The sequence below is a fragment of the Nitrobacter sp. JJSN genome (assembly GCF_051912485.1).
Classification (GTDB): domain Bacteria; phylum Pseudomonadota; class Alphaproteobacteria; order Rhizobiales; family Xanthobacteraceae; genus Nitrobacter.
This window is the reverse complement of record NZ_CP196822.1, coordinates 3,365,652-3,391,539: the sequence shown is the minus strand read 5'-3', so window position 1 is coordinate 3,391,539 and position 25,888 is coordinate 3,365,652. Positions and strand designations below refer to the sequence as shown.

At 60.4% G+C, this 25,888-nt stretch carries 26 protein-coding genes and 1 pseudogene; 12 read left to right on the top strand and 15 right to left on the bottom strand.

Translation table 11 applies throughout. From position 1 onward, the window contains the following. The first annotated feature begins 871 nt into the window (after positions 1–871). The 4 genes from ACSZOQ_RS16590 to ACSZOQ_RS16575 all read left to right on the top strand — a co-directional run bounded on the left by ACSZOQ_RS16590 (position 872) and on the right by ACSZOQ_RS16575 (position 4,061). Positions 872–2,329, top strand: coding sequence for a form I ribulose bisphosphate carboxylase large subunit (locus tag ACSZOQ_RS16590; RefSeq protein ID WP_439926107.1), 1,458 nt, complete (start codon positions 872–874; stop codon positions 2,327–2,329). 14 nt (positions 2,330–2,343) lie between these two features. Next, positions 2,344–2,766, top strand: a complete 423-nt coding sequence (locus ACSZOQ_RS16585; RefSeq protein ID WP_439923524.1) for a ribulose bisphosphate carboxylase small subunit — start codon at positions 2,344–2,346, stop codon at positions 2,764–2,766. 93 nt (positions 2,767–2,859) lie between these two features. Beyond that, positions 2,860–3,774, top strand: a complete 915-nt coding sequence (cbbX, locus tag ACSZOQ_RS16580) for a CbbX protein (RefSeq protein WP_439923523.1) — start codon at positions 2,860–2,862, stop codon at positions 3,772–3,774. Between the two features lie 59 nt (positions 3,775–3,833). After that, on the top strand, positions 3,834–4,061 hold the full coding sequence (locus ACSZOQ_RS16575; RefSeq protein WP_439923522.1) for a hypothetical protein: 228 nt from the start codon (positions 3,834–3,836) through the stop codon (positions 4,059–4,061). 147 nt (positions 4,062–4,208) lie between these two features. On the opposite strand, the gene ACSZOQ_RS16570 is transcribed toward ACSZOQ_RS16575, so the two are convergent. The 5 genes from ACSZOQ_RS16570 to ACSZOQ_RS16550 form a co-directional block, all read right to left on the bottom strand. Further along, complete coding sequence (locus ACSZOQ_RS16570) at positions 4,209–4,487, bottom strand: hypothetical protein (protein ID WP_439923521.1); 279 nt, start codon at positions 4,485–4,487, stop codon at positions 4,209–4,211. After that, positions 4,487–5,368, bottom strand: a complete 882-nt coding sequence (locus tag ACSZOQ_RS16565) for an ArdC family protein (protein ID WP_439923520.1) — start codon at positions 5,366–5,368, stop codon at positions 4,487–4,489. The genes ACSZOQ_RS16570 and ACSZOQ_RS16565 overlap by 1 nt, the downstream gene beginning before the upstream one ends. A 350-nt stretch (positions 5,369–5,718) precedes the next feature. Further along, complete coding sequence (locus ACSZOQ_RS16560) at positions 5,719–5,946, bottom strand: hypothetical protein (RefSeq protein ID WP_439923519.1); 228 nt, start codon at positions 5,944–5,946, stop codon at positions 5,719–5,721. A gap of 385 nt (positions 5,947–6,331) precedes the next feature. Then, complete coding sequence (locus ACSZOQ_RS16555; protein ID WP_439923518.1) at positions 6,332–6,709, bottom strand: flagellar biosynthesis repressor FlbT; 378 nt, start codon at positions 6,707–6,709, stop codon at positions 6,332–6,334. A gap of 117 nt (positions 6,710–6,826) precedes the next feature. Then, positions 6,827–8,395 carry a flagellin N-terminal helical domain-containing protein gene (locus ACSZOQ_RS16550; protein WP_439923517.1) on the bottom strand — a complete coding sequence of 523 codons (1,569 nt, stop codon included), beginning with the start codon at positions 8,393–8,395 and terminating at the stop codon, positions 6,827–6,829. 216 nt (positions 8,396–8,611) lie between these two features. Here ACSZOQ_RS16550 and ACSZOQ_RS16545 point away from each other — a divergent pair, with 216 nt between their 5' ends. Together ACSZOQ_RS16545 and ACSZOQ_RS16540 are read left to right on the top strand one after the other, a co-directional pair. Then, on the top strand, positions 8,612–8,839 hold the full coding sequence (locus ACSZOQ_RS16545; protein ID WP_439923516.1) for a hypothetical protein: 228 nt from the start codon (positions 8,612–8,614) through the stop codon (positions 8,837–8,839). A gap of 602 nt (positions 8,840–9,441) precedes the next feature. After that, on the top strand, positions 9,442–10,524 hold the full coding sequence (locus ACSZOQ_RS16540; RefSeq protein WP_439922884.1) for an IS5 family transposase: 1,083 nt from the start codon (positions 9,442–9,444) through the stop codon (positions 10,522–10,524). A 364-nt stretch (positions 10,525–10,888) separates the two neighbouring features. On the opposite strand, the pseudogene istA reads toward ACSZOQ_RS16540, so the two are convergent. Then, positions 10,889–11,854, bottom strand: a pseudogene (gene istA, locus ACSZOQ_RS16535) (IS21 family transposase); the annotation flags it as partial. Positions 11,855–11,946: 92 nt separating this feature from the next. Between istA and tnpC the strand changes: the two are divergent. From tnpC to ACSZOQ_RS16520, 3 genes are all read left to right on the top strand, one after another. Then, complete coding sequence (gene tnpC / locus ACSZOQ_RS16530) at positions 11,947–13,143, top strand: IS66 family transposase (RefSeq protein ID WP_439923515.1); 1,197 nt, start codon at positions 11,947–11,949, stop codon at positions 13,141–13,143. Positions 13,144–13,263: 120 nt separating this feature from the next. Continuing rightward, positions 13,264–13,863 carry a hypothetical protein gene (locus ACSZOQ_RS16525; protein ID WP_439923514.1) on the top strand — a complete coding sequence of 200 codons (600 nt, stop codon included), beginning with the start codon at positions 13,264–13,266 and terminating at the stop codon, positions 13,861–13,863. Further along, the gene (locus ACSZOQ_RS16520; RefSeq protein ID WP_439923513.1) at positions 13,864–14,349 is read left to right on the top strand and encodes a DUF992 domain-containing protein; all 486 of its coding nucleotides are present in this window, start codon (positions 13,864–13,866) and stop codon (positions 14,347–14,349) included. Between the two features lie 70 nt (positions 14,350–14,419). On the opposite strand, the gene ACSZOQ_RS16515 is transcribed toward ACSZOQ_RS16520, so the two are convergent. Together ACSZOQ_RS16515 and ACSZOQ_RS16510 are read right to left on the bottom strand one after the other, a co-directional pair. Beyond that, a complete protein-coding gene (locus tag ACSZOQ_RS16515) occupies positions 14,420–14,620 on the bottom strand; it encodes a hypothetical protein (protein ID WP_439923512.1) in 201 nt (66 codons plus the stop codon). A gap of 385 nt (positions 14,621–15,005) precedes the next feature. Further along, positions 15,006–15,221, bottom strand: coding sequence for a hypothetical protein (locus ACSZOQ_RS16510; RefSeq protein ID WP_439923511.1), 216 nt, complete (start codon positions 15,219–15,221; stop codon positions 15,006–15,008). Here ACSZOQ_RS16510 and ACSZOQ_RS16505 point away from each other — a divergent pair. Beyond that, entirely contained in the window at positions 15,220–16,584 is a 1,365-nt protein-coding gene (locus tag ACSZOQ_RS16505) for a TAXI family TRAP transporter solute-binding subunit (RefSeq protein WP_439923510.1), read from the top strand. The genes ACSZOQ_RS16510 and ACSZOQ_RS16505 overlap by 2 nt on opposite strands. 26 nt (positions 16,585–16,610) lie before the next feature. Here ACSZOQ_RS16505 and ACSZOQ_RS16500 read toward each other — a convergent pair whose 3' ends face one another. Then, on the bottom strand, positions 16,611–16,793 hold the full coding sequence (locus tag ACSZOQ_RS16500) for a hypothetical protein (protein ID WP_439923509.1): 183 nt from the start codon (positions 16,791–16,793) through the stop codon (positions 16,611–16,613). 510 nt (positions 16,794–17,303) lie between these two features. Here ACSZOQ_RS16500 and ACSZOQ_RS16495 point away from each other — a divergent pair. Beyond that, the gene (locus tag ACSZOQ_RS16495; protein WP_439923508.1) at positions 17,304–18,497 is read left to right on the top strand and encodes a hypothetical protein; all 1,194 of its coding nucleotides are present in this window, start codon (positions 17,304–17,306) and stop codon (positions 18,495–18,497) included. 64 nt (positions 18,498–18,561) lie between these two features. On the opposite strand, the gene ACSZOQ_RS16490 is transcribed toward ACSZOQ_RS16495, so the two are convergent. The 6 genes from ACSZOQ_RS16490 to ACSZOQ_RS16465 form a co-directional block, all read right to left on the bottom strand. Next, on the bottom strand, positions 18,562–19,794 hold the full coding sequence (locus ACSZOQ_RS16490; protein WP_439923507.1) for an ABC transporter substrate-binding protein: 1,233 nt from the start codon (positions 19,792–19,794) through the stop codon (positions 18,562–18,564). Further along, positions 19,784–20,821: a branched-chain amino acid ABC transporter permease gene (locus tag ACSZOQ_RS16485; protein WP_439923506.1), complete on the bottom strand. Its 1,038-nt coding sequence runs from the start codon at positions 20,819–20,821 to the stop codon at positions 19,784–19,786. Before ACSZOQ_RS16485 ends, ACSZOQ_RS16490 begins: the two co-directional genes overlap by 11 nt. 2 nt (positions 20,822–20,823) lie before the next feature. Continuing rightward, the gene (locus ACSZOQ_RS16480) at positions 20,824–21,702 is read right to left on the bottom strand and encodes a branched-chain amino acid ABC transporter permease (protein WP_439923505.1); all 879 of its coding nucleotides are present in this window, start codon (positions 21,700–21,702) and stop codon (positions 20,824–20,826) included. Positions 21,703–21,790: 88 nt separating this feature from the next. Next, positions 21,791–22,504 carry an ABC transporter ATP-binding protein gene (locus tag ACSZOQ_RS16475; RefSeq protein ID WP_439923504.1) on the bottom strand — a complete coding sequence of 238 codons (714 nt, stop codon included), beginning with the start codon at positions 22,502–22,504 and terminating at the stop codon, positions 21,791–21,793. Next, entirely contained in the window at positions 22,501–23,298 is a 798-nt protein-coding gene (locus ACSZOQ_RS16470) for an ABC transporter ATP-binding protein (protein ID WP_439923503.1), read from the bottom strand. Before ACSZOQ_RS16470 ends, ACSZOQ_RS16475 begins: the two co-directional genes overlap by 4 nt. A 214-nt stretch (positions 23,299–23,512) precedes the next feature. After that, complete coding sequence (locus ACSZOQ_RS16465; RefSeq protein ID WP_439923502.1) at positions 23,513–23,746, bottom strand: hypothetical protein; 234 nt, start codon at positions 23,744–23,746, stop codon at positions 23,513–23,515. Here ACSZOQ_RS16465 and ACSZOQ_RS16460 point away from each other — a divergent pair. Then, on the top strand, positions 23,717–25,813 hold the full coding sequence (locus ACSZOQ_RS16460) for a 3-hydroxyacyl-CoA dehydrogenase NAD-binding domain-containing protein (RefSeq protein WP_439923501.1): 2,097 nt from the start codon (positions 23,717–23,719) through the stop codon (positions 25,811–25,813). The genes ACSZOQ_RS16465 and ACSZOQ_RS16460 overlap by 30 nt on opposite strands. Positions 25,814–25,888 lie beyond the last annotated feature (75 nt).

Here is a 25,888-nt window from a genome sequence, read left to right as displayed (position 1 = left end):
CCTCGAATTGCACGGGGCTGAGATAGCCGAGCGCTGAGTGAAGCCGTTTTTAATTGTTAAATCTCCTCAAGGAAATGCGGAAGGTTTTCGGTGACATCGGAGAAGACACCGTCCTCGCATGTGCGGCAGACATATTTCGGGCGGCGGGGCCACCAGCACCCGGAACTGCGCCGGCACTACGTCAAGTCGCTGTCCTCACGGATCGATACAGCTCGCTCCGGCAGTGCGGGCAGATCGTGTCGTTGAGGTCAACGATGATCCCGCGGCAGATGCGCCGGCCGCGGTTACTGCGGCGCTTCTCAGCCCGTGCCGCACGCTTCGTCGGACCCGGCTGATCCGGGATCGCTCGCGACCGTTCGCTCGACGTCCTCGAGGCCGAGCAGCATTTGATTTTCGGGCAGCGTCTCCAAAACGATGCCGCTGCAGTTCCTTTATGATCTGGCTTACCGCCCTTGCTCTCTTCGATATTTTAGCGCCCGCGCCTTCGGCTGGACGAGCACCTAAAGTCGGTGTGCTCGCCCTCAGGCGGACTCGATTTTACTATTATGCGCGGAGTGACACGCTCCTTCAAAAAAAACGAAACTGAGCTTCTTGGGTTGAGCGGCCTCTGATGAAATTGATTGTCCTTTTTGGACATCTAAGCTCACGACTCATTGATCAGAGTGGGAAGATGACTGCGATAGCGGACATGTGATGGGGCACATCGGTCGTAACGGGCATTACTTGTCATGTGCGCTGGTCAAAGTGAATCAAGGGAAAGCGACAAAACGACAGCCTGTTGGTCGTTGGCCGAGTGAGGCGACTGAAGGCTAAGCTTCCAGATTTCACGACCGATAATTGGCCTCGGTCAGAAGGAGAACATAACATGAACATAAACGAGAAGTCGCTGACGGTTCGCGGCAAGGACCGCTACAAATCCGGCGTCATGTCCTACAAGAAGATGGGCTATTGGGAGCCGGACTACACGCCGAAGGACACCGACGTCATTTGCCTGTTCCGGGTTACGCCTCAGGATGGCGTCGATCCGATCGAGGCCTCGGCGGCGGTGGCCGGGGAATCCTCGACAGCGACCTGGACCGTGGTATGGACGGACCGCCTCACGGCGGCGGAAAAATACCGCGCCAAGTGCTATCGCGTCGACCCGGTACCGGGGGCGGAAGGCCAGTACTTCGCCTATATCGCCTACGATCTCGACCTGTTCGAACCCGGCTCGATTTCAAACCTCACCGCGTCGGTCATCGGCAACGTGTTCGGCTTCAAGCCGCTCAAGGCCTTGCGGCTCGAGGACATGAGACTGCCGGTAGCCTATGTCAAGACGTTCAACGGGCCGCCCACCGGCATCGTCGTCGAGCGCGAGCGCCTCGACAAGTTCGGCCGGCCGCTGCTCGGCGCCACCGTCAAGCCAAAGCTCGGCCTGTCCGGCCGCAATTACGGCCGCGTAGTCTACGAGGCTTTGAAAGGCGGTCTCGACTTCACCAAGGATGACGAGAATATCAACTCACAGCCGTTCATGCACTGGCGTGAGCGATTCCTCTACTGCATGGAGGCGGTCAACCGCGCCCAGGCTGCGACCGGCGAGATAAAGGGCAGCTACCTCAACGTCACGGCAGGGACGATGGAGGACATGTACGAACGCGCCGAGTTTGCCAAAGAGCTGGGCTCGGTGGTTATCATGATCGACCTGGTGATCGGCTACACTGCGATCCAGTCGATGTCGAACTGGTCGCGCCGGAACAACATGATCCTGCACCTGCACCGCGCCGGGCATTCGACCTATACGCGGCAGCGCTCTCACGGCGTGTCGTTCCGTGTCATCGCCAAATGGATGCGGCTCGCCGGTGTCGATCATATCCACGCCGGAACCGTGGTCGGCAAGCTGGAAGGCGATCCGCTTACCACGCGCGGCTTCTATGATATCTGCCGCGAGGAGTACAACCCGACCCAGCTCGAACACGGCATCTTCTTCGACCAGCATTGGGCGAGCCTCAACAAGATGATGCCGGTCGCCTCCGGTGGCATCCATGCCGGCCAGATGCACCAGCTCATCCAGCACCTCGGTGAGGATGTGGTGTTGCAGTTCGGCGGTGGCACCATCGGTCACCCGATGGGCATCCAGGCCGGCGCGACGGCTAACCGCGTGGCGCTGGAGGCGATCATCCTCGCCCGCAACGAGGGCCGCGATTACGTGAGCGAAGGGCCGGAAATTCTGGCCAAGGCCGCCGCGAGCTGCACGCCGCTGAAGCAGGCGCTCGAGGTGTGGAAGGACGTCACGTTCAACTACGAATCAACCGACGCTCCCGATTATGTGACGACCCCGGCCGTAGCATAAAAGGAGGACATCATATGCGTATTACTCAAGGTTGTTTTTCGTTCCTGCCCGATCTGACCGACGAGCAGATTACCAGGCAGATTCAGTACTGCCTCACCCAGGGCTGGGCGGTGAACATCGAGTTCACCGACGACCCGCATCCCCGCAACACCTATTGGGAGATGTGGAATTTGCCGATGTTCGACCTGCGCGACGCGGCCGGCGTGCTGATGGAGCTGAAGGAGTGCCGGAAGGTCTATGGCGACCGCTACATCCGGATGTCTGCGTTCGATTCCAGCCCTGGCTGGGAGTCGGTGAAGCTGTCGTTCATCGTCAACAGGCCCAAGGAAGAGCCGGGCTTCCGGCTCGAGCGCCAGGAATCCGATGGTCGCAACGTTCGGTACACCACGACCTCCTATGCGGTGGCCGAACGTCCCGAGGGCGAGCGCTATAAGTGACAGTTCCATCAGGTAAAAAACCCGGACGGTTCATCCTCCCGAGCCCGAGCGGTTTTCAGAAGAAGCCCCGACCAAGGCTATCAGGCACCTTCGATGCAAGATAAAGTCAACCTTCGCGAGGAACTCCAGGCTGTTGGAATCGGCGAGATCCTCAAGCAGCTCGATCAAGAGCTGATCGGTCTCAAGCCCGTCAAGACACGAATCCAGGAGATTGCGTCGCTTCTCCTCGTCGAGCGAATACGCAAGAAAATGGAACTGACGTCGGAGACTCCGACGTTGCACATGTCGTTTACCGGAAATCCCGGCACCGGCAAAACCACCGTTGCCTTACGGATGGCCGATATTCTCCATCGGCTGGGTTATGTACGCCGTGGCCATGTCGTGTCGGTTACGCGCGACGAATTGGTCGGACAATATATCGGCCACACCGCGCCGAAGACCAAGGAGATATTGAAAAAGGCGATGGGCGGCGTGCTGTTCATCGACGAGGCCTATTACCTCCATCGACCCGACAACGAACGCGACTACGGCCAGGAAGCCATCGAGATTCTGCTTCAGGTCATGGAGTCGCAGCGCGAGGATCTGGTGGTAATTCTCGCAGGCTACGCGGACCGTATGGAAAGATTCTTCTCCAGCAATCCCGGTTTCCGCTCGCGCATCGCCCATCACATCGACTTCCCCGACTACACCAACGAGGAATTGCTTGCGATCGCGGAGGTGATGCTGCGCCACATGAACTATAAGTTCACCTCTGACGCCCGCGACGCCTTTGTACGTTACATCGCGTTGCGCAAGGCGCAGCCCCTATTCTCCAACGCCCGCTCGATCCGCAACGCGCTGGATCGTATTCGCTTGCGTCAGGCCAATCGCCTGGTCGCGGACGAGGACGCCATCCTGTCTGTCGACGATGTCCAGTCGGTGGTAGCGTCCGACGTTCTTGCCAGTCGCGTGTTCGAGACATCGCCGCCTGCCGTCGTAAAGCAACTGATGGACAAGCGAAAGCGGTAGCCATTCTGGGACCGGCCATTGCGGTCGCATCGCCGCGAAAGGCGACATCATACCGAGCATTGGGCGTTCCGGCGCAACCACCCGAACCGTCGGATTATCCACGTCATCAATCTTTCGGCGGCACCATCATCGGCGGGGGAATCGCATTGGTTTGGGCGATGCGAACCGCTCACCGAAGCGGCGAATCCGGCCTCATCAACGACGTGAAAAGGGAATTCTGTGGCCGAGAACGGCCTTATTTCACGGTCGACATCGGCACATTTGCTTGGTACAAAGCCGGCGTCTGAGGTGGCGTTAAGTAATTGATTTTGCTGACGTTAAGTGGACTGAGGGCCAACCCGCCCCTGGGCACCATTAAAATCAACAACTTAGTCAGTAGTCCTGCCATCCCGTAAATCGCTGTGTCCGCACTGTGTCCGCGTTAGCGTTGTTGGTCAGCCAACTTGCCTTCGTTCGTCAGCTAAAGATGTCGGAATCGTCGTACTCAGCGCGTGTCGATACGCCGAATAACTCGTAGCAAACGGACCAATCGCCGGACCGTCTGGCGAACAGCCACGCCGGCGCAAGCACCAAAACCAACCTGCACCGCACTTGCCGAACGTCTCCAGCGTGCGATCGGCATAGAAAATTTCGATGCTGATGCCGGTCAGAGGGTGGATGTCGTAGAGCGGCTCACGGCACTCTCGCTGGTTGAGGCCGGGGGCAGACGCCATCACGCCGCCCTCTCTGAGGGCGTGGCAATCGCCAACCCGCGCAGGTAGTCAGCGGCCTTGGAGGCTTGGCTGCAGGCGGTAAAGAATGCCCGTTGGTCAGCCTTCAGAAGCCCAATCCATGAGGCGATGTAGCCCGCATTCCGGACGTCACCGTCGAAGCCGAACTCTGCAGACAGGAACGCGGCGCCCAGCTCTGCAATGAGTTCCTCGGCCGCATAGGCCGCGTTGCCAAAGCGGTGTCGCAGGTCGCGATCAAGGCGAGACTTGTGTCCCGTCCAGTGCGTCAGCTCGTGGAAGGCCACGTTGTAGAAGTGGTCGGCACCCTTGAACCCGACGAAGGCCGGTAGCGAGATAAAATCTCGGCTCGGCACGTAGCAGGCTTCGCCATGGCCCTCGCGAATGTCTGCGCCGGTTGAGTGCAGGAAGGTGTCGGCAAGTTCGTCGCGCGTGTCGGGATTGCGAACGCGGATTGGCTTTCCCGTGTTGATGCTATCGGGCAGGTCCTCGCACTGGTCGACGTTGAAAACCGTATATTCGCGCATCATCGGGATCAGACGCGTTGACGAACTGTCACCTGCGTCTTGGTCGCGGACTTGCAGTTGCTTCACGAAATAGACCCTGGTGCCGTGCTCGCCCTTGCGGACGTTGCCACCCAGCTCCAAAGCCTGCTTGAAGGTGAGAAAGCGCGGCGTGCGATAGCCGGCCGCCTGGGCCATCCACAACAGAACAACGTTGCATCCAGAGTAGGGCCGGTTGCTCACTGCGTTGCAGGGGGTGTTCGCGCCCGGCGATGCGGACCACGGCTTAATCCACGGTGCCGCGCCGGCTTCTAGTTCTGCAACAATGCGCGCGGAGACCTGCGCGTAAAGATCGCGGTTCATGATTTGCCTCGCCTATGTCGGAAAATGCGCGGCCGGTATTGGCGGCGTGCATATGCCGCGTCGGGCTAGGCCTCTCGATTTAGTCAGGCTGAGGGGTGCAAATTTATCCCGGGGGTACCCTGGACAGGCCGGGGGCCTCGCTCGCGCGAAGAGGCGTGCTGCGCATACCTAGCCCCAAAAATAAAACGTTAACAAAACATGAACTACGAACCTATGGGACCGTGATGAGGATTTTGTAGGTCTGGCAGCTAGCGGTTTGTCGGCCGCAGAGTGTCGCCTATCAGAATCGAACTGGTGGTGCAGCGAGAGGCAGGTCGTTTAGCCGCGCCAAAGCGATCTTTGCCCTCTTGCTAAACTTCGAGTGAAAATTCGGGTTCGACCGCGCCGCCGAGATAGGTTCTCAGCTTTTCAGCCAAAATATCATCAAGACGAAGGTAGATGCTCCCGAGTTCTTGCTTCTCGGACGGACTGATCGCCATTCGAATGCCGATCCCAGTTGAGACATCCATCCAACGCTCTGGGTCTTGCCGCACAGGTTTTTTCGATTGACCAGGTTGTGCCGCCAATTTGTGCGCCAATGGCGGCTAACAGCGCGTCGAGCGCAATTATCTGCGCATAAACTTTTTGTGTGCCGCCTATCCAGCCATCTGCCGAAATAACTTGTCCGCGCCAATGGACACGTAGGCCGTAAGCGATCCAACCATATCTCCTCTCAATGTTGATGTAGGCCTGCAGAATTTTTCTGTCGCCGCGGTCAGAGTTTGCGAGCGGACTCATTTACGCCCCCGCCTTCGGCCTTGACTAGCAGCATATAGGCGTCCGGTGCGCTATGATCGGTACCGAAGGGCGTCACCTTGAAAGAACCGATGGCGGACCCGCGCGATCGGCGGTGCGCCGAACCATCTGCCATCGACTTAGACCGTAGCGCTCGCGACGCTAAACAGGAAATCTGCTGCAGGTTTTCTACGTCGCCGGCGGTTGGTCGCTCGCGCGGATCAGACCGCGCAGCATTTTAAGCGCGCGATACAGATCACCGGCGATAATCAGCGCATCGATATCCGCGAGTTCTCGATAGATGTCCGGTGAATCCGCCGCCGCCTGCGCAGCAAGCGCGGCATACGCAGACGTCGCGGCCGGCTTTTCATGCAGATAGGATTCTTGGACGTGGACGTATAGACGCTTAAGGGGCGTGGCGGCGTCCACCGCCGAGATGACGTCTTTCTCCTTCAAAACGGGGATATCACCTTCGAGGATGAACATCGAACGTGTGCGGCCATTGGTGATCACGCCGCGGCCGACATAAAGCCGCTCGCCGACGCCGAGGTCGAATCTCAGTGGCATCGACCCATTTCCTCCAATGTCCTATATGCAATTGATGCAATAATTGCGGTTAACGCCTCATAAACAAAACGGCGGGGTTTCCCCCGCCGTTTCCGTTGTCTGATATGTCGCTTGCGATCAGCGGAGCAGCTGCAGCACGCTCTGGTTCGACTGGTTGGCCAGCGCCAGCGCGGACACCGCGATCGACTGACGGGTGGACAGCGCCTGGCTGTTCGCCGCTTCCTCGTTGGTGTCGGCCAGCGTCAGGTTCGAAGAGCCGGTCTGCAACACGTTGATCAGGTTCTTCGAGAAGTCCTGACGGATCTGCACGATCGATAGGTTAGAACCAAAGGTCGAAGCCTGCGCACGCAGCGAGCTGGAAGCATCGTTGAGCGACGACAGGACCTTGTTGGTCGTGGCGTTGTCGAGGAAGTCGGTGCCCTTGGTCAGCGACGCCAGGCCGAGGCCAGCCGGATCGAAGGTCACGCCCTGGATGGTCAGGGTGGACTTGCCGGTTTCGTTGAACACCAATTTGAGCTGGTCGCCGTTGAGCAGGTTGACGCCGTTGAAGGACGAATCCTGCGCGGTGGTCTTGATCTGGTCGATCACCGCATTGTACTGGCTGATCAGCGTGGCGCGGGTGTTCTGCGCATTGGCATCGACCACCGCATTTGTGGTGACGATCGTTCCGAACAACTTGCCGGCGCCCACGCCGCTGCCGGTGAACAGAGAGCTCGTCAAGTTGACGGACGCCTCGTCGTTCGTTGTCGTCAGCGTCAGCTTGCCAGTCGTGTCAATGGAGGCCGCCAGGTTGCTGGCCGCCAGCTTGGTATTCAGGGCATCGAGCGTATTGACCTGGCCAGCGCCGGTTCCGAACGTGATCGTCTGCGACGCACTGCCGTCGATCGCACCGATCGTCAGTTGTTGCCCGGCTTTCGTCGAGGTCGGAGCGGTGACGCCGGCGGTCAGGCCGACCTTGGCGAGTGCGGTGCCGCCGAGCGTGATGCTGTCCGAGGTATTGCCGGCAGTGATTGTGAGCTTGTTGCCTGCGATCGCCGCGGCCGCGGAACCACCACCCAACGCCGTCTTGATCGCCGCAGTCAGATCGTCAGTGGTCGCCGCGACGGTGGCGGTCGTGTTGAGGTTGATCGTGCCGTCCGGAGCGGTGGTCGAGGCCGCCGTGCCGGCACCGGCGGCGGTGACATTGATGGTCGTGCCGTTGACGATGATCGTATCGCCAGCCACGAAGCTGCCGCCGGTGGCGCCGGTCAAAGCCGAAGCGGCTGCGATGGTGCCGGTGGCTGTGCCGGTCAGCGTCGCCGCCGTATCCGGGGGAAGCAGGTTGCCGGCGGTCGCGCCTGCGATCGTCGTGGTCGCCTGCGACTTGGTGGAATAGCCCGTGGTCGCCTGCAGCGCCTGGTTGGCGATCGACTTGGCGGTATCGACCAGCTTCTGCAACGAGGTGATGCCGGTGTTGGCAGCCTGCAGCACCTGCACGCCGTTGCCGATCGAGTCCAGCAGGTTGTTGATATCGCTGGCGCGGTTGTTGAGGCCCTGGGCGGTAAAGAAGTTGGTCGGATTGTCGAGCGCCGAGTTGACCTTGTTGCCGGTGGCAAGACGGTTCTGCGTGGTTGAGAGCAGATCAGCGGTGGACTGGAGCGAGAGGAGGTTCTGGCGAACCGATGCGGAGAGAACGATACCGGACATAATGCAATCCTTCTGGTTTGCGTGCGCACGGCCAGCTTTCTGGCCAGCGACGGCACTGTTGCCGGTAAAATCTGAACAAAGCCTCAAGAGGCCGAGTTAACTAAGCAATAATGGATCATTTAGAATTCGGCGAACCGTTTTTGTCGCACCCGTAATTTCCGTCAGTCGCGGCAGCTCCCGCCGGCGGTCCCGGTCGTACTGTCGTGCGACAATTTAATGAGCGCGAAGTTGCCTTGGGCTATCGGCGGCGGCGCTTTCCTCGCCGGATGCCACCGCCTTAGCCTTGTTAACTTCGTTCCCGTCTCCCGCATCGGAGCAGAAATTTGCGAAGCCTCTAACTTCTTCTTCGACGCTAGCGCCAGGGAACTTTCCATATCTGCGGCGGTGGCGCTTAATTACGGACACCGCGACGTTCGTCGTGACTACGCCTTGACGCTCTTCTAAAGGAGTAAGCCTGCCCGGCTTTCGTCCTTTGCCGGCCTTGAGGTTTATTTTGCGGTCAATGAGTTCGGCAACGGCCCAAGCCACTGTTCGGGTTCGATGGAACGGCAAGCGAAGACACGTGCTCCCTTGCGGGCTCAGAGGTCCATAGATTTGCGGTCTCTCGCCTGCCACCGCGCTGCTGACAATAACAGAAGCGCAGGACGTCGTTACAAGGATTTCTGGTTCATCGTAGCCGCAAGAAGCGGAGACGAAACAGAAATCCGGGCCGGAGCAAGCGCCGGCATACTCGGCGGAAGAGAAGATCCGCATCGTGCTGGAGGGGCTGCGCGGTGAGGAGATATCTCGGAGCTTTGCCGCCGCGAAGGCATCGCCGCTGCGATGTATCACGGCTGGTCGAAGGAGCTCCATCCTCCATCCCCGCGTATTCCGAGAAGCGCTTCTTGCTCGCGCGGTAGGGCAGTTCCTCAGTTGCGTTGGCGGATGAATTTCGGTTCCTTGACATGATAAGATCACCGACGAAGAACTAGCAGTCTGCTGAAAAACCGCTCGCGCGTGCGAGAGTTTGCTGATTCGATTTTCATCGTGAATCGGTGGAGGTTGGGATGCGCGGAGCCTTTGTGGATCAGGGCGGGTTGTTTTCGTACATCTCGCCGGAGGCGCGGGTGCCGCCGAACCATCCGCTGAGGAAGATCCGGGCGCTGGTCCGTGATGTGCTGGGCGAGTTGAACCGTAGCTTTGCCAGGCTCTATTCAAGTGAAGGGCGCCCCTCGATCGCGCCGGAGCAATTGCTCAGCGCGCTACTTCTGCAGGTGCTCTACGGCATTCGCTCGGAGCGCCAATTGATGGAGCAGTTGGACTACAATCTATTGTATCGCTGGTTCGTGGGGCTGTCGCCGGACCATCCGGTCTGGAACCCGACCAGCTTCACGAAGAACCGCGAGCGGCTGCAGAACGGCGATGTGTTCACGAAGTTCATGACCAGGCTTTTGAAACACCCTCAGGTCGAGCCGCTGCTCTCGGACGAGCACTTCTCGGTGGACGGCACGTTGATCGAGGCCTGGGCGTCACAGAAGAGCTTTCGTCCCAAGGATGGCCGCGATGGCGACGACGGCACGAACTTCCACGGTCAGACGCGCAAGAACGACACCCATGTCAGCACGAGCGATCCCGACAGCCGGCTCTACCGCAAGGCGGCCGGACGCGAGGCCAGGCTCTGCTACATGGGCCACGTCACCATGGAGAACCGGCATGGGCTGGCCGTGGCCGGCATCGTCACGCACGCGAGCGGCACCGCCGAGCGCCGCGCCGCGGAGATAATGCTCGAGGCCGAAGGCAGGAAAGCGGGTCGCCGCATTACCGCCGGTGCGGACAAGGCTTATGACACGGCCGATCATGTGGCCAATCTTCGCGCCATCGACGTCACACCGCATGTGACGCAGAACAATGGCATGGGCAAGACCGGCAGGCGCCGCCGGAGCGCTATCGACGCACGGACCACGCGCCATCAGGGCTATGGCATGTCGCAGACGCGCCGGGCGATGATCGAATGCATCTTCGGCTGGGGCAAGCAGCACGGCACGATGCGCAGGACCAAACATCGTGGCATTTGCCGCGTTGCCGCCGACTTCATGCTCAACTTGATCGCCTATAACCTGATCCGCGTTCCCAAACTGGTCACGGCATAACCGCGTCGTCGCCAGGACGACAACGAGTGCAACGCGCCGCCGAATACACATCATCGCGATGAGGCGTTCCGAGGATCATCGAAGCGGTCAATTTTGGCTTTTTCAGCAAACTGCTAGAGAACGAAAAAGGCGCCAGTGGCCTGCGCTATTCTTTCGATATTAAACGCGGCACGGTGACGCAAGAAGTTGGCGTGGACGCGCAGACAGGGGAAGTCTTGGAAAACAAAAAGGAAGGCCCGCATCTGGACTAACATCCGATAAGAGTCCTGCGTGTCAATCGGCGCCGAAGTTTGACCCCGTATCGGCGTCCAAATTTGCCCCCTTTGATCGACGAGATTTAGCGGTAGCGCTCGGTCCGTCGGAGCTGGCCGGGATAGGGAACGAGCTTCGGCCGCTCGGCTTCGAACACTTCCCAGATCGTCTGTTCGGTCAGTTCCGGATGACGGTGCACCTTGGCGTAGGCGATGCACTTATCCAGCAGCCAGGCGTTCAACTCGTCGAGGGTTTTGAACCGCAGCCGCGGCGTGAAGAAGCGCTCCCGGACCAGCCCAACCTGGTTCTCAACCTGGCCCTTCTCCCAGCCCGAGGCCGGCGTGCAGGCGACCGGATCGACCAGGTAATGGCTGCACATCTGCATGAAGCGGCGATTGTAGAGACGCCCTTTGCCGACGAAGATCGTCTCCACCGCGGTCTTCATATTGTCGTAGATGCCGCGGCCGCAGGTGCCCTTGAACAGAGCGAAGGCCCGGTCGTGGGCGTCGAACACCATCTCCTGCGTCTCGCGTGGATAGGCGCGAGCGAACAGCATCCGGCTGTGACAGAGCCGGACATGAGCGACCTTCACGATCACCGTCACGCCATGCAGCAGGACAACCTCATGGCTCCAGTCGAACTGGTAGGCTTCTCCCGGTGCAAAGCTCAGCGGGACATAGGCCGCCGCCGTCGATTGTCCGCGCTCCTGGCTCCACCGTCTGGCGTAACGTCGCACAGCATCGTAGCCGCCGTCATAGCCGCGCCCGCGAAGCTCTTCGAAGACCCGGATCAGCGTCAGCTGTTCGCGAGCGGACTTCGCCGCGTTCGACGCCAGCAATCCGTCGAGATCAGCGGCCCATCGCCCCAGCTTCGGCCGCGGCTGCACCGCACGTTCGTACTCGAATGAGGTCTCCCCAGACCGCAACACCTTGCGGACCGTGTTCCGCGACACCTTCAGGTCGCGTGCGATCTCCTTGATCGTCTTGCCCTTGATGAAGTGCTCGCGGCGTATCGCCGGCGATGTTTGCGGCCTTGTTTGAAGGTTTGGACTGGAGGCTGGTCCGTCCGGAGGAAGCACGGCGTCCGCAAGCGGCGGGATAACTGCGGCAGAGTGACTCGGGACGCTCTTTGCGCATGGCGAGAACGGCGGCGATGTGCTGGAAATAGCGCATGAACACCGCGGCGCTGCGCGACGAGAACGAACGCCTGAAGGCGCTTTTGGCGCAAACGCAAGCGACGTTGGGCGAGCATCAGGCGGCGCTGGCAACGTCGGAAGAGGCGCGGCGCCGGCTGGAGGTTATCCTCGGAGAACTTCGCCGCGAGAAGTTCGGCGCGAAGTCCGAGAAGCTGCGGCCTGATCAATATCATTTGCCGCTCGAAGACGTCGAGATCGCGCAAGGCGTCCTGGACGCGGCGCAGGAGAACGCGGCAGCGATTATCCAGGGCCGATCGCGCGGCGCATCAGATCAAGCCCGTCATCGCAATCGGGGCTGCCTGCCTGCGCATTTGCCGCGGGTGGAGCGGATCATCGAGCCTGCGAGCACGCTGTGTCCCTGCGGCTGCGGCGCGATGACGAAGATCGGCGAAGACGTCAGCGAGCGTCTCGACGTGATCCCGGCGCAATGGCGCGTGCTGGTCACGCGTCGTCCAAAATATGCTTGCCGCCGCTGCTCGGGCGCGGTCGTTCAGGCGCACGCGCCGGAGCATGTCGTGCCTGGCGGACTGCCGACCGAAGCGGCCATTGCGCAAGTGATCGTCGCCAAGTTCGGCGATCATACGCCGTTTTACCGGCAGGCCGGGATCTACGCGCGACAAGGGATCCGGCTCGACCGGGCGACGCTGGGGAACTGGTCCGGCCGCGCCTGCTTCCATCTCCAGGCTGTTGGGGATCGGATGCGCCGCCAACTGGCGGCGGCGGATCGCCTGTTCATGGACGAGACCACGGCGCCGGTGCTTGCTCCCGGGCGCGGCCAGACGAAGAAAGGCTTCTTCTGGGCTATTGTCTCCGACGACCGCGGCCACAGCGGCCCAAGTCCGCCGATCGTGCTGTTCCGATATGCGTCCGGACGCAGCGGCGCTTTCGCCAGGCAGTTCCTGGACGGCTTTAACGGGCGCTTCCTGCAATGCGACGCATACGAGGGCTATGATCGGCTGACCGGCGTTGCGCGACCGCAAGGCCCCTGGACGCTCGTGCATTGCTGGAGTCATCTGCGTCGGCGCTTCGTCAAGCTGGCGCGCAACAGCAGATCGCCGATCGCCGAAGACGCGGTCCGGCAGATTGCGCTTCTCTATGCCATCGAAGCCACGGTGCGCGGCTCATCGCCGGACATCCGACTGGCCGATCAGCAGGTCGTGCGGGTCTGCTGATTTTATTCCACGCTTCCTAGGGAAAATCCCTGATGGGCAAGACGGGTGTCGGCATCTAGGCTTCGGTTCCCTCTAGGTGGAGAGATCAAGCAAGACGCGCAAATCGTCAGTGAGGCACCGATGGACAAAATTGAAGCTACACGAGACGATCGAACGAACCCCTCGGGGACGCGGTCGCCGGTGACCCGCTGCGTTAGGGAGCAGTTTCCTTTTATCGTTGCGCTGGTGCTGTCTATCGCCGGGGTCGCATATACTAACGCGTCGCGCCAACCCCTCGTCGGATATTGGGAGTTTTTGGCGCTCGCGATCGGAGTCGCCAGCGTCATCAACAAGTGGTCGCAGGTGGACAGCAAAGAGGCGCGATGGCAACTCGTCTGGACCCAGGCGCTACACTGGATTGCTGTCCTGGTTGCGATGAACATCATACTGCTGTCGGGCGTTCGTCAATTTATACCGACGCCGGCAATCAGTCTTGTTCTCCTTACGCTGCTTGCGCTGGGGACATTCCTCGCGGGCGTAAGCCTTCTGTCGCTGCAGACCGCCTTCCTCGGTCTTGCGATGGGCACCGCGGTTCCAATGATATCCTGGCTGAAGCAATCTGTTTTCTTCTTTCTGCTGGCGGCCATCTTTCTGATCGGCCTCGGCATCACGTTCTGGTTTCGCAATAGCGGTCAAACGAGCGCCGCATCCAGTCGACGCAAAAACCCAGATGAGATTTAGATGATAATGAGCCCGCGTCTCGCGACCATTTGCGTGTCTGCTTTGATTTGCATCGTTGCTTTTCCCGCACATGCGGAGAGATTCAGGGTCGGCAGGCTTTTGTGCGCCAGTACACCGCGCGTTGGGCAAGTTTTCGGCTCGACGCAGGACTTGCGTTGCGTATTCCGGGCGGAAAAACCCCGGCGGGAATATAGTTATGAAGGGAGGATCAGGCGCGTCGGCCTTGACCTCGGAGTGACCAGCGGAGCAGTCCTTTCGTGGGCCGTTTTTGCTAGGAACTCGCGAATCGGTTCCGGCACACTGCGCGGCAACTATGTGGGTGTCAGCGGTAATATCGCATTTGGGCCGGGCTTTGGAGCCAACGCGCTGATCGGTGGATCCCGCCGCACGATCGTCCTCCAGCCGCTATCGACCGAAAGATCAGTCGGGCTGAATCTCGCGGCAGGTGTTACCAATCTGACGCTCGGTTCGAGCCGAACACGATAGATCGGCGCACTGTCCAACGAATGTTCCGCCATGCGAATGATTGAGCCCGGAGGAGCGTCGGCAATCGCGTTTATGGCGTTTGCATATTACTCTCCGCGTCTGCTTCGGCGGTTCCGTTAAGATAGTCTGCCATAGCCACCAGATCGAAGCGTCCGTCGAGCGCGACAATTCCATCACTTCCAAGCGTGCTGCCATATGCATCCAAGTCGGCTGCTGCTGCCCGCAGGGCATCATATAGGTCTTGTGGCGTGATCGGTCTCATCGCAGCCATGTTCACAACTCCCTTTGCAGCCGTCGCAGGAGTTACATATATGAGGGCCGTCATTGCGATGCGCTAACTAGCTTTTTCTTTAACGAGGGAGCTGCAAAAGCAGTGGGTATGCCCCGCATCATGGCGCGGGGCTTTGCCGGAAAACAAACTTTAGCCCGTAGATAATAAAATTGCAGAGGTCGCGGCGGTTGGACCTTGCGCGGTCAGAAGCTCGGTCTTTGATCGCAAGTCCTGAAGAAATGCTCCGCTTGATCGCGGCATTGATTTCCGTCTTGCTGATCCCGAGGGTCGATATCAGTACATTTGCTTGGTACAAAGTCGGTATCTGGGGTAGAATTAACTAATTGATTTTGCTGGTATTAAATGGGCGGTGGCCAGCCCGCCGCTAGGCACCACTTGATTGACTGATGTTGCTTTCAAAACATAAATTCATCGTCGGCAACATTTCGGGCGCGTATGCCATTACAATGGTCTTGCCTAGAAGCATTTCCTGGATCCTCGCAAGGGCAGAGTCGTGAAGCACGAGGTAATCTGCAGGGCCAATGCTGACAAGCGCATCATCGACGCCATCGCGATCGTGTTCAAAGAGATCGGGCTCCATGATTGATGCAACATCAACCTCGGTTGCCGCGCAGTCAGTCGGCCGAACCCCAATCAAGCTGCCGCTTTGGCTGCGCGTCGCCCTGATTTTGGGACTTGCAGTTCTTGCGACAGGAGCGGGTCTGTTTGGCTATAGATACTTCACGCATCCAACAACGTTGACTGTGGCGGTCGGAAGCATCGACGGTGAGGCGGCAAAAGCAATGTCTAGGATTGCGAGCCGACTCGTTGCAATCAATGCACCTGTGCGACTGACTGTCATCGACGCCGGCACGACTCTGGCCGCAGCAAAAATGTTCTCTTCGGGCAAAACAGACCTAGCCGTCGTTCGCGGCGATGTCGGTGATTTGTCTCAAGCACAAGCTGTCATTGTGGTCAGCCACATTGTTGCGCTGATGATCGCGCCACCAGGCTCTTCGATCAATCGTATAGACAAGCTCAAAGGACGTCGCGTTGGGGTGATCGGAGCGGAAACCAACTCCAGACTCTTGGATGTTTTGTCCAGGGAGTACGGTCTCGACCGGGCAAGTGTATTCAAGGAGGTTACGCCTACAAATGCCCAGCGCGCACTTCAGTCGAAGGAGATAGCCGCGCTGCTCGTTGTGATTCCGCTATCACAAAAGTACCTATCGCTGCTGCGAGGGATAGTTCAGCAAAGTTCCAAAGCATTGCCGACGCTGATTCCCATTGATTCTGCTGCCGCAATAGCGCAAGCGGAGCGGGCGTACGAAAGTTTTGATGTGCCAAAAGGCACGCTGCGTGGAGCTCCGGCGGTCCCGGATGATGATCTTACAACACTGCGAACGTCCCTCTATCTGGTTGCCAACAAGAAACTTAGTTCTGACTTGATCGCAAGTCTGACCCAGACCCTTGTCTCTGTGCGGCGGGACCTCATGGCTGAGGACCCGATCTTCGCGCAGATGACGGCTCCCAGCACTGATGCGGATGCCTACCTTGCCCTGCATCCTGGAGCTGCGGCGTTCTACAATGGCACCCAGCAGAGCTTCATGGATGAGTATGGTAACTGGATTTATCTAACGCCGATGCTGCTGGGTGGCATGGCAACCGCATTCGCTGCGGCGTGGAAATTTTTGGGAATCGGGCCATTCGCGAATGAAGGTCCGTTGGACGCTCTGTATGCTTTGGTTCGTCGGATACGGAAAGCGGATAGCGAGGCCGAACTTGAACTCATCGAAGACGAGATTGACGACATCCTGAACAAGCAACGCGCCAAAGCCGCGGCTGGTGACGAGACTGCTGTCGACGCTGCAACCTTGAATGTTGCCGCGCATCGCCTGGAGAACTTGATCCACGATCGCCGGTCGATTCTCAGGAGCAGACCTGCGGTGCGTTCGACTGCTTAGCTGTGGGTTGGTCGAAGAGCCGCCGATTAACTGCTAGGCGTCGTTTTGAAGCGCCCAACCAAGCGCTCTCCTTCCCACAATTCCACGTTACGGGCGCCGACTATCTTCTTTGCAGCGTCGATGGCCTGAGCGTCATCTGCGCTCACGATGAGCGTGTCGCCCTGGATGTGGCCTTTGTCGTTGAGGATGTATGCTCGATAATCAGTCACGCTATCCTACCCTCCGATTTCCTTGTCTCCCGCGCCTAAGGGCAGAGCCGAGGCGCGACTCCTCATAGATGACCCACGGTGTCGGCGCGAAGTTGTCCTGTGATCTGTCGGCACGAACCGCGCCCCGGGGACAATTATTTGCTTCCGAATGGTGAGCCAGTCACCGGTGTTTAGAACAAAAAGGGATTCCGCTAAAGACGCCGATCATCCCTCCTTTGTCCATATCAATCATCCGGATTGGAGGTGAATCATTGAAACCGGAATAGCAGACAACGGCCGAAGTCGGTTGTACAATCAATATCTATCAACTCCAGATTTTATCCACGCATGGAGACTCGTCGTTTCGGGCCGTCGACGGTGCGTTGCCGGCGTCGTCTGCTCGGTCGATCTGCGCGCGGGTGCGGTTGCTCCGCTGCCCGGGGCCGGAGCGGCATGCATCGGCGCGGCGGCAGGCCTGCGCCGGGACCGATTGGCGGCTGACATCTGCTGAGGTCTTGCTAGACAGGCCGGATGCGAGGCCAACCGATTCGCCGCTGCGACCAAATCATCCTCTGCGCGCTGCTGTTCGCGCCAATGACCGCTGTTTCCGAAAACGCGGCTTCTGCGGCAGCGGTCGAGGCGATGGCGCAGGCCGCGACTCCGGCGGCCATTGTGGACTATCGCCGCAAGCTGGCGGCGTATCAGGAAGCGCGCGCCGCCTTCGAAGAAGACGCCGGCGCCTACTGGAATGCGATTGCCGACAAGCGACGCGGCCGCAACGCCAAGCGACGCGACTACCAGGCTGTCACGCTCGACGACTACGTGCTGACCCAGCCGCCGCTCTATACCGGGCCGAAACAGCCGGTCAATCCCGAGCCGGAAGAGGAGCGTCCGCCACGTCAACGCAAATACATTCCCGTCGTCGCCGATCTCCTGAAGGCTGCGGCGGAGCAGTTCCAGTTTGTGCCGCAGCGCCCGGCGAGCGAGATGGATTTCAAGCGCGCCTATGCAAAGGTGGCGCGGGCCTATGGCCTGACAAAAGAGCAGGCGGTTCGCGTCTACTCGTTCGAGACCGGCGGCAACGGCAATCACGACATGCAGTCGGGCCTCAGCGCCTCGCGGCCGGGATCGCGCGCGATCTCCACCGCGGTCGGCTACAATCAGTTGCTCACCACCAATAGCGTCGAACTCCTCGCGGAGCAGGGCCAGGACATCCTGCGCGCGCTCGGCGAGAAAGCGGCGCGGTTGTCCGGATCGCAGCGCGCAGCGATGGAACGCAAGATCGCGGTCGTCAAGCGAATGGTGGCCTATGCGCGCTCGGTTCCCGATACCTGGAGCGCGCATGAGAAGCTTGCCGATACCCCGAAAGGCTGGGCGATCCATGCGCTGGTATTGGATGTCGACGTTGGTCCGCTGTTGCAGACCCATAAGCTCCTGACCTCGATCATCTTCGCGCGCAACAAGGGCTATACCCTTCCGCTGACCGCCGCCGAATTGGAGATGATGAACCTCACCGGCGACGGCACCGGCCTAGACATGGTGACGATGCCGCAGGCGATGCGCGAGCGGGTGCCGACCTCGAATTTCTTTCAGCGGAGCGGCTATGAGCGCAATCCGGTTGCGATCCGCCACAATACGGTGGCGCAGCTGCTGGCGGTCACGGATGTGCGGATGGACAGCAACAGCGCCAAGCCGGGCGCGCGCGAGCTGGCGGCTGCGTTCTGATTAGATCGCGTTTTTAGAGCGGGATGCGGGCGGAAAACCGCTACACGCTTTTCCTCATCCCACTCTAGCCGCCCGCCCCGGCGCCGATGGTGTCGCCGAAGAACACCCACCGTCCGTTCTTGAACTGCATCATCCGGAGCTGCTCGATCGGCGCGAAATCGGTGGCGCTGGTATTGACCTTGATTCCCGGCATCACCGTGGATGGCACGAAGTCATTCAGGCTTGCCGCCTGCTTCATGACGTTCTCGCGGGTCAGATCGTCGCCGCATTGCCTGAGCACCTGCTCCATCGTCTGCGATACGGCGAAACCGAAGACCGGGCTGGTGTCCGACAGATTGGCGCCCGGCATGTATTTGTCCGCGAAAGCCAAGAACGTCTTCATGCCATCGTCGTCGGCCCATTGCGGATCCGACGCATCCTTCAGGTAGCCGGCCGATAGCACGCCTTCTGAGGCCTCAAAGCCGGCCGCCATCATGACGGCGCCGGTCGAGATCGAGACATTGGTCAGAAGTTGCATCGGCTTCCACCCGATCTCGGCCGCCCTTTTGATGGCCTGTGCGGCGAATTTCGGCGTGGAGATATTGACGAGCACATCGGCTCCCGAATCTTTCAACTTGACGATGTGAGAATCGATCGACGGCTCGCTGTTCTCGTAACTCTCTTCGGCGGCCACGATCTCTGACCACCTGTCGCCGAAGATGTCCTTGAGGCCGTTCACGTAGTCCTTGCCGAAGTCGTCATTGGCATAAAACACCGCAACCCGGGCGTCCGGCCTGGTCTTGAGGATGTGTTTGGCGAAGATCCGTCCCTCGCTGCGGTAGCTCGGCTGCCAGCCCATTGTCCACGCGAACTGCTTTGGGTCATTCCACTTGCTGGCGCCACTCGCGACGAAGAGCTGGGGGACTTTTTTTGCATTCATGTATTTCTGCACCGCGGTCTGGGTCGCCGTCCCCAGTGCGTTGAAGGTGAACAGCACCTCGTCGCTTTCGACCAGCTTCCGGGCCTGCTCGACCGTCTTTGGCGGGCTGTAGGCATCGTCATAGCTGATGAAATTGATCTTGCGTCCGTTGATGCCACCATTGTCGTTAATCATCCTGAAATAGGCGGCTTCGGTCTTGCCGATGACGCCGTATGCGGAGGCCGGCCCGCTGTACGGCATGATGTTTCCGATCCTGATTTCGGTATCGCTGGCGCCGGTGTCGTATTTCTTCTGGGCGATGGCGTTGCCGCTGGCGACGGCTAAGGCAAGAACCGCTGCCGAGAGCGCAGCGATTCTCAGTCGTTGCCTAACCGCCATTGCGTCCTCCTTGAACCTTCTTGAGCTTTCCGATCACATTCCGGCACGCAAGCGCGACTTGTCTTGCGCCGTTAGGCACCAGAAAAATGACCACGAACAGCAGAACGCCGAACACAGCGCCTGAAAGGCCTTTCGAGATCGATTCGGCGACGTTCGGAACGAATACGATAAATGCCGCCCCGACCAGCGATCCCGGTAGCCAGCCGACGCCACCGACGACCATGCCGAGGAAGAGTGCGATCGCGAGCTGGATGGTGAAACTGTCGGGTGCCACATACTGCACGGCGATGGCGCTCAGCCCGCCGGCTATTCCGGTGATGCCGGCGCTGACGCCGAACGCCAGCGTTTTGTATAGCGCAATGTTGATGCCCATGGCTGACGCTGCGATTTCGTTGTCGCGGATCGCCATCATCGCGCGACCGGAGCGCGAGTTCAAAAGGTTCACCGAAGCGACATAGATCGCGATCGCGATCGCCAGCGTGAAATAATACAGCCAGGTATCCGGGGAGACCGGCAAGCCGAACGGCGCGTCTGGTTTGTCGACAAGGAGCCCTTGAACGCCGCCGGTCCAGGGTTCGAGGATGCCGAGCCTCAAGAGCTGGGGCGTCGCGATGGCGAGTGCGAACGTCGCCAGCGCCAGATAGACGCCGCTCAGACGCAATGCGGGCAGACCGAACAGGAAGCCAAAAGCGAAACAGACGATGCCGGAAATCGGCAGCGTGAGCACGTAGTTCCAGCCGGCAGAGTCCATCAGGATGGCAGACGTATAGGCGCCGAGCGCATAGAAGGCGCTGTGCCCGAGCGAGAACTGGCCGCTGCCGCCGGTCAGGATGTTCAGCGCCAGCACGGCGATGCCGTAGATCAGAACCGTCGTGAGCTGGAAGATGATGAAATTTTTCGCCAGCAGCGGAAGGAGAAGCAGCAGTAGCAGAATGACGATCGACGTTCCGCTGCTCAGCGTCACTGCCTGACCGGAGCCGGTGTCAACGGCGGGTGCGTCGGTGGCGGATTCTCGGTTGGCGCTCATGATCAGACCCGCCTCACGACGGTATGGCCGAACAGGCCCGCGGGTTTGACGACCAGAACGATGACGATCAGTGCCAGCGCGAGAGGCAGCTTCAACTCATTTCCGACGCCGGGGATGTAGGTTCCGACCAGATTCTCGAAGATGCCGACAAGGAGGCCGCCCACGACGGCGCCGAGCGGGCTTGAGAGGCCGCCGAGCACAGCGGCGGCAAAGCCGTAGATCAGCACGCCGCCCATCATACTCGGCTCGAGGAACACCACTGGCGCGATCAGCATTCCCGCGACGGCGCCGATTGTGGCGGCCATGCCCCAGCCCAGCGCGATCATCCAGCTGGTATTGATACCGACCAGCCGTGCGGATTCGGGCAGCATTGCTGCGGCCCGCATCGCAAGGCCGATTCGTGTGAAGCGAAAGAAGAAGAACAGGATAGCCAGCACCAGCAGGATCACGCCGATCATGCCGGCCTGATGGGTGGAGATAAGCTGGCTGCCGAGAAACGGCGACGAACCAAACGGGGAGGGAAACGGCTTGATGGTGAAGTCCCATATCAGTCCGGCGACGCTGTTGATGATCGCAAACAGCGCAAGGAAACCGGCGAGGTTGGTCAAGATCGGCGCCTTCGCCAGCGGTTTGAACAGCAGCCTCTCAATTACGATGCCGCCCACGAACGACAGCACCAGCGTCAGCACGAACGCCGCCCAATAGGGCACCCCCCAATGGATCATCTGCCAGGCCATGAATGTCGAGAACATGGCCATTTCGCCTTGAGCGAAGTTCAGTTGGCCGATCGCCTGGTAGATCATCACCAGCGCCAGCGCCATGCAGGCATAGATCGCGCCGGTGGCGATGCCCGCCAGGATTTGATTGCTCAGCAGTTCCATGGCCGTTTCCTTCGGCGTCCCGATTTCGGCGTTCGTAAATCCTTGTTGCACCCCCTGATACGAACGTCGAAATCAAAGGGACACCGCACTAGTACCCTAAATAGGATCGGCGGATGTCTTCGTTGTTCGCGATATCGGCGGCGCTGCCGGACATCACGATCCGTCCGGTCTCGATGACGTAGGCGTTATCGGCGAGTTCCAGCGCGAGCTGCGCGTTCTGCTCGACCACAAGGATGGTGACCTTGTCCTCGCGGTTGATCTTGCCGAGGATTCTGAACACATCGCGCACGATCAGCGGGGCGAGGCCGAACGACGGTTCATCGAGCAGCATCAGCCGCGGACGCAGCATCATCGCGCGGGCGACGGCGAGCATCTGCTGCTCGCCGCCCGAGAGCGTTCCCGCCTGTTGCCTGCGGCGCTCTTTGAGGACGGGGAAGTGGCCGTACATCCGCTCGATGTCGCTGATGATACCGGGCTTGTCGGATCGCGAGATCGCGCCGAGTTGTAGATTCTCCTCGACCGTCATGGCGGTGAAGATGCCGCGTCCCTGCGGCACATGCGCGATGCCGAGGCGGACGATGCTTTCGGTCGACTTGCCTGTCAGCGGCTGGCCTTCGAACGCGATCGTTCCTGTCGTGCGCACCATGTTGCAGATCGCGCGCAGCGTTGTGGTCTTGCCGGCGCCGTTGGCGCCGAGCAGCGCCGTCATGCTGCCTTGGTTGAGATGGAATTCGAGGCCGCGCAGCGCCTGCACCTGACCGTAATAGGCTCGAAGATCCCGGATATCGAGCATTGCGGTCATCGGTCTTTGCTTCCCAGATAGGCCTCGATCACGCGCGGATCGGACTGAACCTGCGACGGCGTGCCTTCCGCGAGCTTCCTGCCGAAATTGAGCGCAACCACGTGGTCGGCGATCGACATCACGAGCCCCATATGATGTTCGACGAGTAGTACGGTTATATCGCGCTCGTCGCGGATGCGGCGGATCAGGTCGCCGAGCACATGGACCTCTTCATGATTGAGCCCGCTGGCGGGTTCATCGAGCAGCAGGATCTTCGGCTCCGCGGCCAGCGCGCGTGCCAGTTCGACGCGTTTCTGGGTGACGAACGGCAATCCAGCGGCCACGCTATGTGCCACGTCGCGCAAGCCCAGGTATCCGAGAATCTCGTCGGCCTTGCGGTTCAGCGCAGCCTCGCCGCGGCGCACCCGGCCGAGCTTCAGCGAGTCGGTAATGATATCGCCATTGCTGCGCGAATGCGTTCCGACCCGGACGTTGTCGATCACGGAAAGATTGGGAAACAGCGCAACGTTCTGGAAGGTGCGGCTGATGCCGATCTCCGCGATGCGGTGCGGCGGTCGGGCCAGAATGCTGGCGCCTTCCATCAGGATGTCGCCCCCGCTAGGCTGATAGAGCCGGCTCAGGCAATTGAACAGCGTGGTCTTGCCGGCGCCGTTCGGGCCGATCAGGCCGAGAATCTGTCCCGGATACATATCGAAAGACACGCCGTTCAGCGCGACGATGCCGCCGAACACGACGCTGAGGTCGCGAACCGCGAGCAGGGGTTCACGCCGCCGTGCGGATTGTCCACTCGTCATCGGCAGCAACCCACGTGGCGCGCAAGGCTCCCACGGCGAATGGGTACCTTTCGACGCAGCCCGGAAAGGCGACCTGATCTCCCCGGTCCCACGCGCAACCCTCGCCTCCTGCTCTCAGCTTGTTGGTTTCGGTTTCTGTGATTACGGCGAAGCACCACCCAGCGCGGCCTCGACGGTCATTACCATCGCCACGGAACAAGTCCAATATTGTTGGTCAAGCAATCTTCCGCAAAGCGAAAAGCGTGCGCGGCGGGATCATGGTTAGGAGAATCCTTCTGCCGCTCGCCGCCATTCGGCTCAGCGTCGCGCCGGCCGGAGGTGCGTGCTTCGATTCCTGATTGCCAAGCAGGCCGTCATTGGGATGAAATGCGCGGAGCACATCGAGGGCGGTACGTAAATAATCTCCAAGGAGAACGCCGTGAGCGAAGTGGTTGACCTTGAGCGTCATGACGAGATCGCCATCGTCACGGTCGACAGTCTTCCGGTCAATGCGTTGAGTGCGGCGGTTCGCCGCGGGATATTGCAATGTGTGCAAACAGCGGTTGCCGATCCAGCGGTGAAGGCGATCGTGCTGACCTGTGCGGGACGGACCTTCATCGCCGGTGCCGACATCACCGAATTCGGCAAGCCGGCGCAGCCACCGGCGCTGGCCGAGGTGATCGCTGAACTCGAGAATTCGCCGAAGCCAATCGTTGCCGCAATTCATGGCACCGCGCTTGGAGGCGGTCTCGAGGTGGCGCTGGGATGCCACTTCCGCGTTGCGGTGAAAAACGCCAGGTTTGGCCTGCCCGAGGTGAAGCTAGGCCTGCTGCCGGGCGCCGGCGGAACCCAAAGGTTGCCGCGTGCGGTCGGTCCCGAGCTCGCGGTCAGGATGATCGTCGGCGGCGAGCCGATCGACGCCGCGGCGGCGCTGAAGCAGGGCCTGATTGATGCGATCGTCGAGGGACCGGCATCCGGCGGCGAAGCCTTTGCGCGCAAGGTGCTGGCGGAGCGGCGGACGCTGCGCAGGCTGCGCGACGACGACAGCAAGCTCGAGACGGCGAGGGTCGACCGTTCGATCTTCACCAATGCGGTCGCGGCAATGACCAAACGCGCGCGAGGGCTCGAAGCGCCGTTCGCGGCGGCCGACGCCGTCGGTTTTTCGCTCGATACGCCGTTCGACGAGGCGCTGAGGAAGGAACGTGAGCTTTTCCTGAATCTCATGAACGGCGACCAGTCGAAGGCGCAACGCTATGCCTTCTTCGCCGAGCGCGAGGCTGCCAAGGTCACCGGCATTCCTGAAGCTACCAAACAGCGCAAGGTCGAGAGCGTCGCGATCGTCGGCGCCGGCACCATGGGCGGTGGCATCGCAATGTCGTTCGCCAGCGCAGGCATCCCTGTGACATTGATCGAGACGTCCGATGAGCCGCTGCAGCGCGGCCTCGGCATCATGCGCAAGAACTTCGAGGCGACCGCGGCGCGCGGCGGCATCGCCACGGACGAGCCTGCCAGGCGCATGGCGCTGGTCAGCGGCGTCGTCGGGCTGGAGCACGTCAGGGGCGCCGACCTCATCATCGAGGCGGTATTCGAGACCATGGCGGTGAAGAAGGAGGTGTTTGCCGCGCTCGACACATACGCCCAGCCCGGCGCGGTGCTGGCTTCCAATACCTCCTATCTCAATATCAACGAGATCGCCGCCGTCACCACACGCCCGCAGGACGTGCTCGGCATGCACTTCTTCTCGCCGGCCAATGTCATGAAGCTGTGCGAGATCGTGCGCGGTGCGAAGACCGCGCCCGATGTGCTGATGACCGCGGTGGCGGTTGCCAGGAGGATCGCCAAGGTGCCGGTGGTCGTCGGTGTTTGCGACGGCTTCGTCGGCAACCGGATGTTAGCCGCCCGCTCAGGGCAGGCGGACAGGCTGCTGTTCGAGGGGGCGCTGCCGCGGCAGGTCGATGCCGTCGTTACGAGGTTCGGAATGCCGATGGGACCGTTCACCATGGACGATCTCGCCGGTCTCGATATCGGATGGCGCTCGCGTAAGGATCGCGGCGTCAAATCCGAGATAGCCGACGCGCTCTGTGAAGCCGGCTGCTTCGGCCAGAAGACGGGCAAGGGCTATTACAGGTATGAAAGCGGCTCGCGCGCGCCGCTGCCCGATCCCGAGGTCGAGACGCTGATTGCCGACACCTGTGCGCGGCTTGACCTCGAGCGGCGCGAAATCGGTGATGACGAGATTCTGGAGCGCATGGTCTATCCGATGGTCAACGAAGGCGCGCGCATTCTGGAAGAGGGCATCGCGGCGCGGCCGGGCGACATCGACGTGGTATGGCTCTATGGTTACGGCTGGCCGATCTATCGCGGCGGCCCGATGTATTATGCCGATCAGGTCGGGCTCAAGCACATCGCCGACCGTTTATCCTGTTACGCCAGGGCCACCAACGATTCGTCGCTGGAGCCTTCGCCGCTGCTCCAGCGGCTCGCCGCCGAAGGCAAGACCTTCGCGTCGCTGGCGGCCGGCGGCAAGGTGGCGTGAAGGTGGGGGAGCACAGATCTTGCAATTTCTCGACGAGGCATGCCGCATATTCGAAACGGACACTTTAAACAGGAG

Excerpts from the sequence above, each read along its gene's own strand:
- tnpC (WP_439923515.1), top strand. The coding sequence starts at position 11,947 with ATGAACACCGCGGCGCTGCGCGACGAGAACGAACGCCTGAAGGCGCTT.
- ACSZOQ_RS16550 (WP_439923517.1), bottom strand. The coding sequence starts at position 8,395 with ATGTCCGGTATCGTTCTCTCCGCATCGGTTCGCCAGAACCTCCTCTCG.
- ACSZOQ_RS16490 (WP_439923507.1), bottom strand. The coding sequence starts at position 19,794 with ATGGCGGTTAGGCAACGACTGAGAATCGCTGCGCTCTCGGCAGCGGTT.
- ACSZOQ_RS16465 (WP_439923502.1), bottom strand. The coding sequence starts at position 23,746 with ATGACGCTCAAGGTCAACCACTTCGCTCACGGCGTTCTCCTTGGAGAT.
- ACSZOQ_RS16570 (WP_439923521.1), bottom strand. The coding sequence starts at position 4,487 with ATGGCGTCTGCCCCCGGCCTCAACCAGCGAGAGTGCCGTGAGCCGCTC.
- cbbX (WP_439923523.1), top strand. The coding sequence starts at position 2,860 with ATGCAAGATAAAGTCAACCTTCGCGAGGAACTCCAGGCTGTTGGAATC.
- ACSZOQ_RS16520 (WP_439923513.1), top strand. The coding sequence starts at position 13,864 with ATGATAATGAGCCCGCGTCTCGCGACCATTTGCGTGTCTGCTTTGATT.
- ACSZOQ_RS16505 (WP_439923510.1), top strand. The coding sequence starts at position 15,220 with ATGATTGATGCAACATCAACCTCGGTTGCCGCGCAGTCAGTCGGCCGA.
- ACSZOQ_RS16480 (WP_439923505.1), bottom strand. The coding sequence starts at position 21,702 with ATGGAACTGCTGAGCAATCAAATCCTGGCGGGCATCGCCACCGGCGCG.
- ACSZOQ_RS16565 (WP_439923520.1), bottom strand. The coding sequence starts at position 5,368 with ATGAACCGCGATCTTTACGCGCAGGTCTCCGCGCGCATTGTTGCAGAA.
- ACSZOQ_RS16525 (WP_439923514.1), top strand. The coding sequence starts at position 13,264 with ATGGACAAAATTGAAGCTACACGAGACGATCGAACGAACCCCTCGGGG.
- ACSZOQ_RS16515 (WP_439923512.1), bottom strand. The coding sequence starts at position 14,620 with ATGGCTGCGATGAGACCGATCACGCCACAAGACCTATATGATGCCCTG.
- ACSZOQ_RS16510 (WP_439923511.1), bottom strand. The coding sequence starts at position 15,221 with ATGGAGCCCGATCTCTTTGAACACGATCGCGATGGCGTCGATGATGCG.
- ACSZOQ_RS16470 (WP_439923503.1), bottom strand. The coding sequence starts at position 23,298 with ATGACGAGTGGACAATCCGCACGGCGGCGTGAACCCCTGCTCGCGGTT.
- ACSZOQ_RS16545 (WP_439923516.1), top strand. The coding sequence starts at position 8,612 with ATGAGCGCGAAGTTGCCTTGGGCTATCGGCGGCGGCGCTTTCCTCGCC.
- ACSZOQ_RS16585 (WP_439923524.1), top strand. The coding sequence starts at position 2,344 with ATGCGTATTACTCAAGGTTGTTTTTCGTTCCTGCCCGATCTGACCGAC.
- ACSZOQ_RS16495 (WP_439923508.1), top strand. The coding sequence starts at position 17,304 with ATGCGAGGCCAACCGATTCGCCGCTGCGACCAAATCATCCTCTGCGCG.
- ACSZOQ_RS16485 (WP_439923506.1), bottom strand. The coding sequence starts at position 20,821 with ATGAGCGCCAACCGAGAATCCGCCACCGACGCACCCGCCGTTGACACC.
- ACSZOQ_RS16555 (WP_439923518.1), bottom strand. The coding sequence starts at position 6,709 with ATGCCACTGAGATTCGACCTCGGCGTCGGCGAGCGGCTTTATGTCGGC.
- ACSZOQ_RS16540 (WP_439922884.1), top strand. The coding sequence starts at position 9,442 with ATGCGCGGAGCCTTTGTGGATCAGGGCGGGTTGTTTTCGTACATCTCG.
- ACSZOQ_RS16475 (WP_439923504.1), bottom strand. The coding sequence starts at position 22,504 with ATGACCGCAATGCTCGATATCCGGGATCTTCGAGCCTATTACGGTCAG.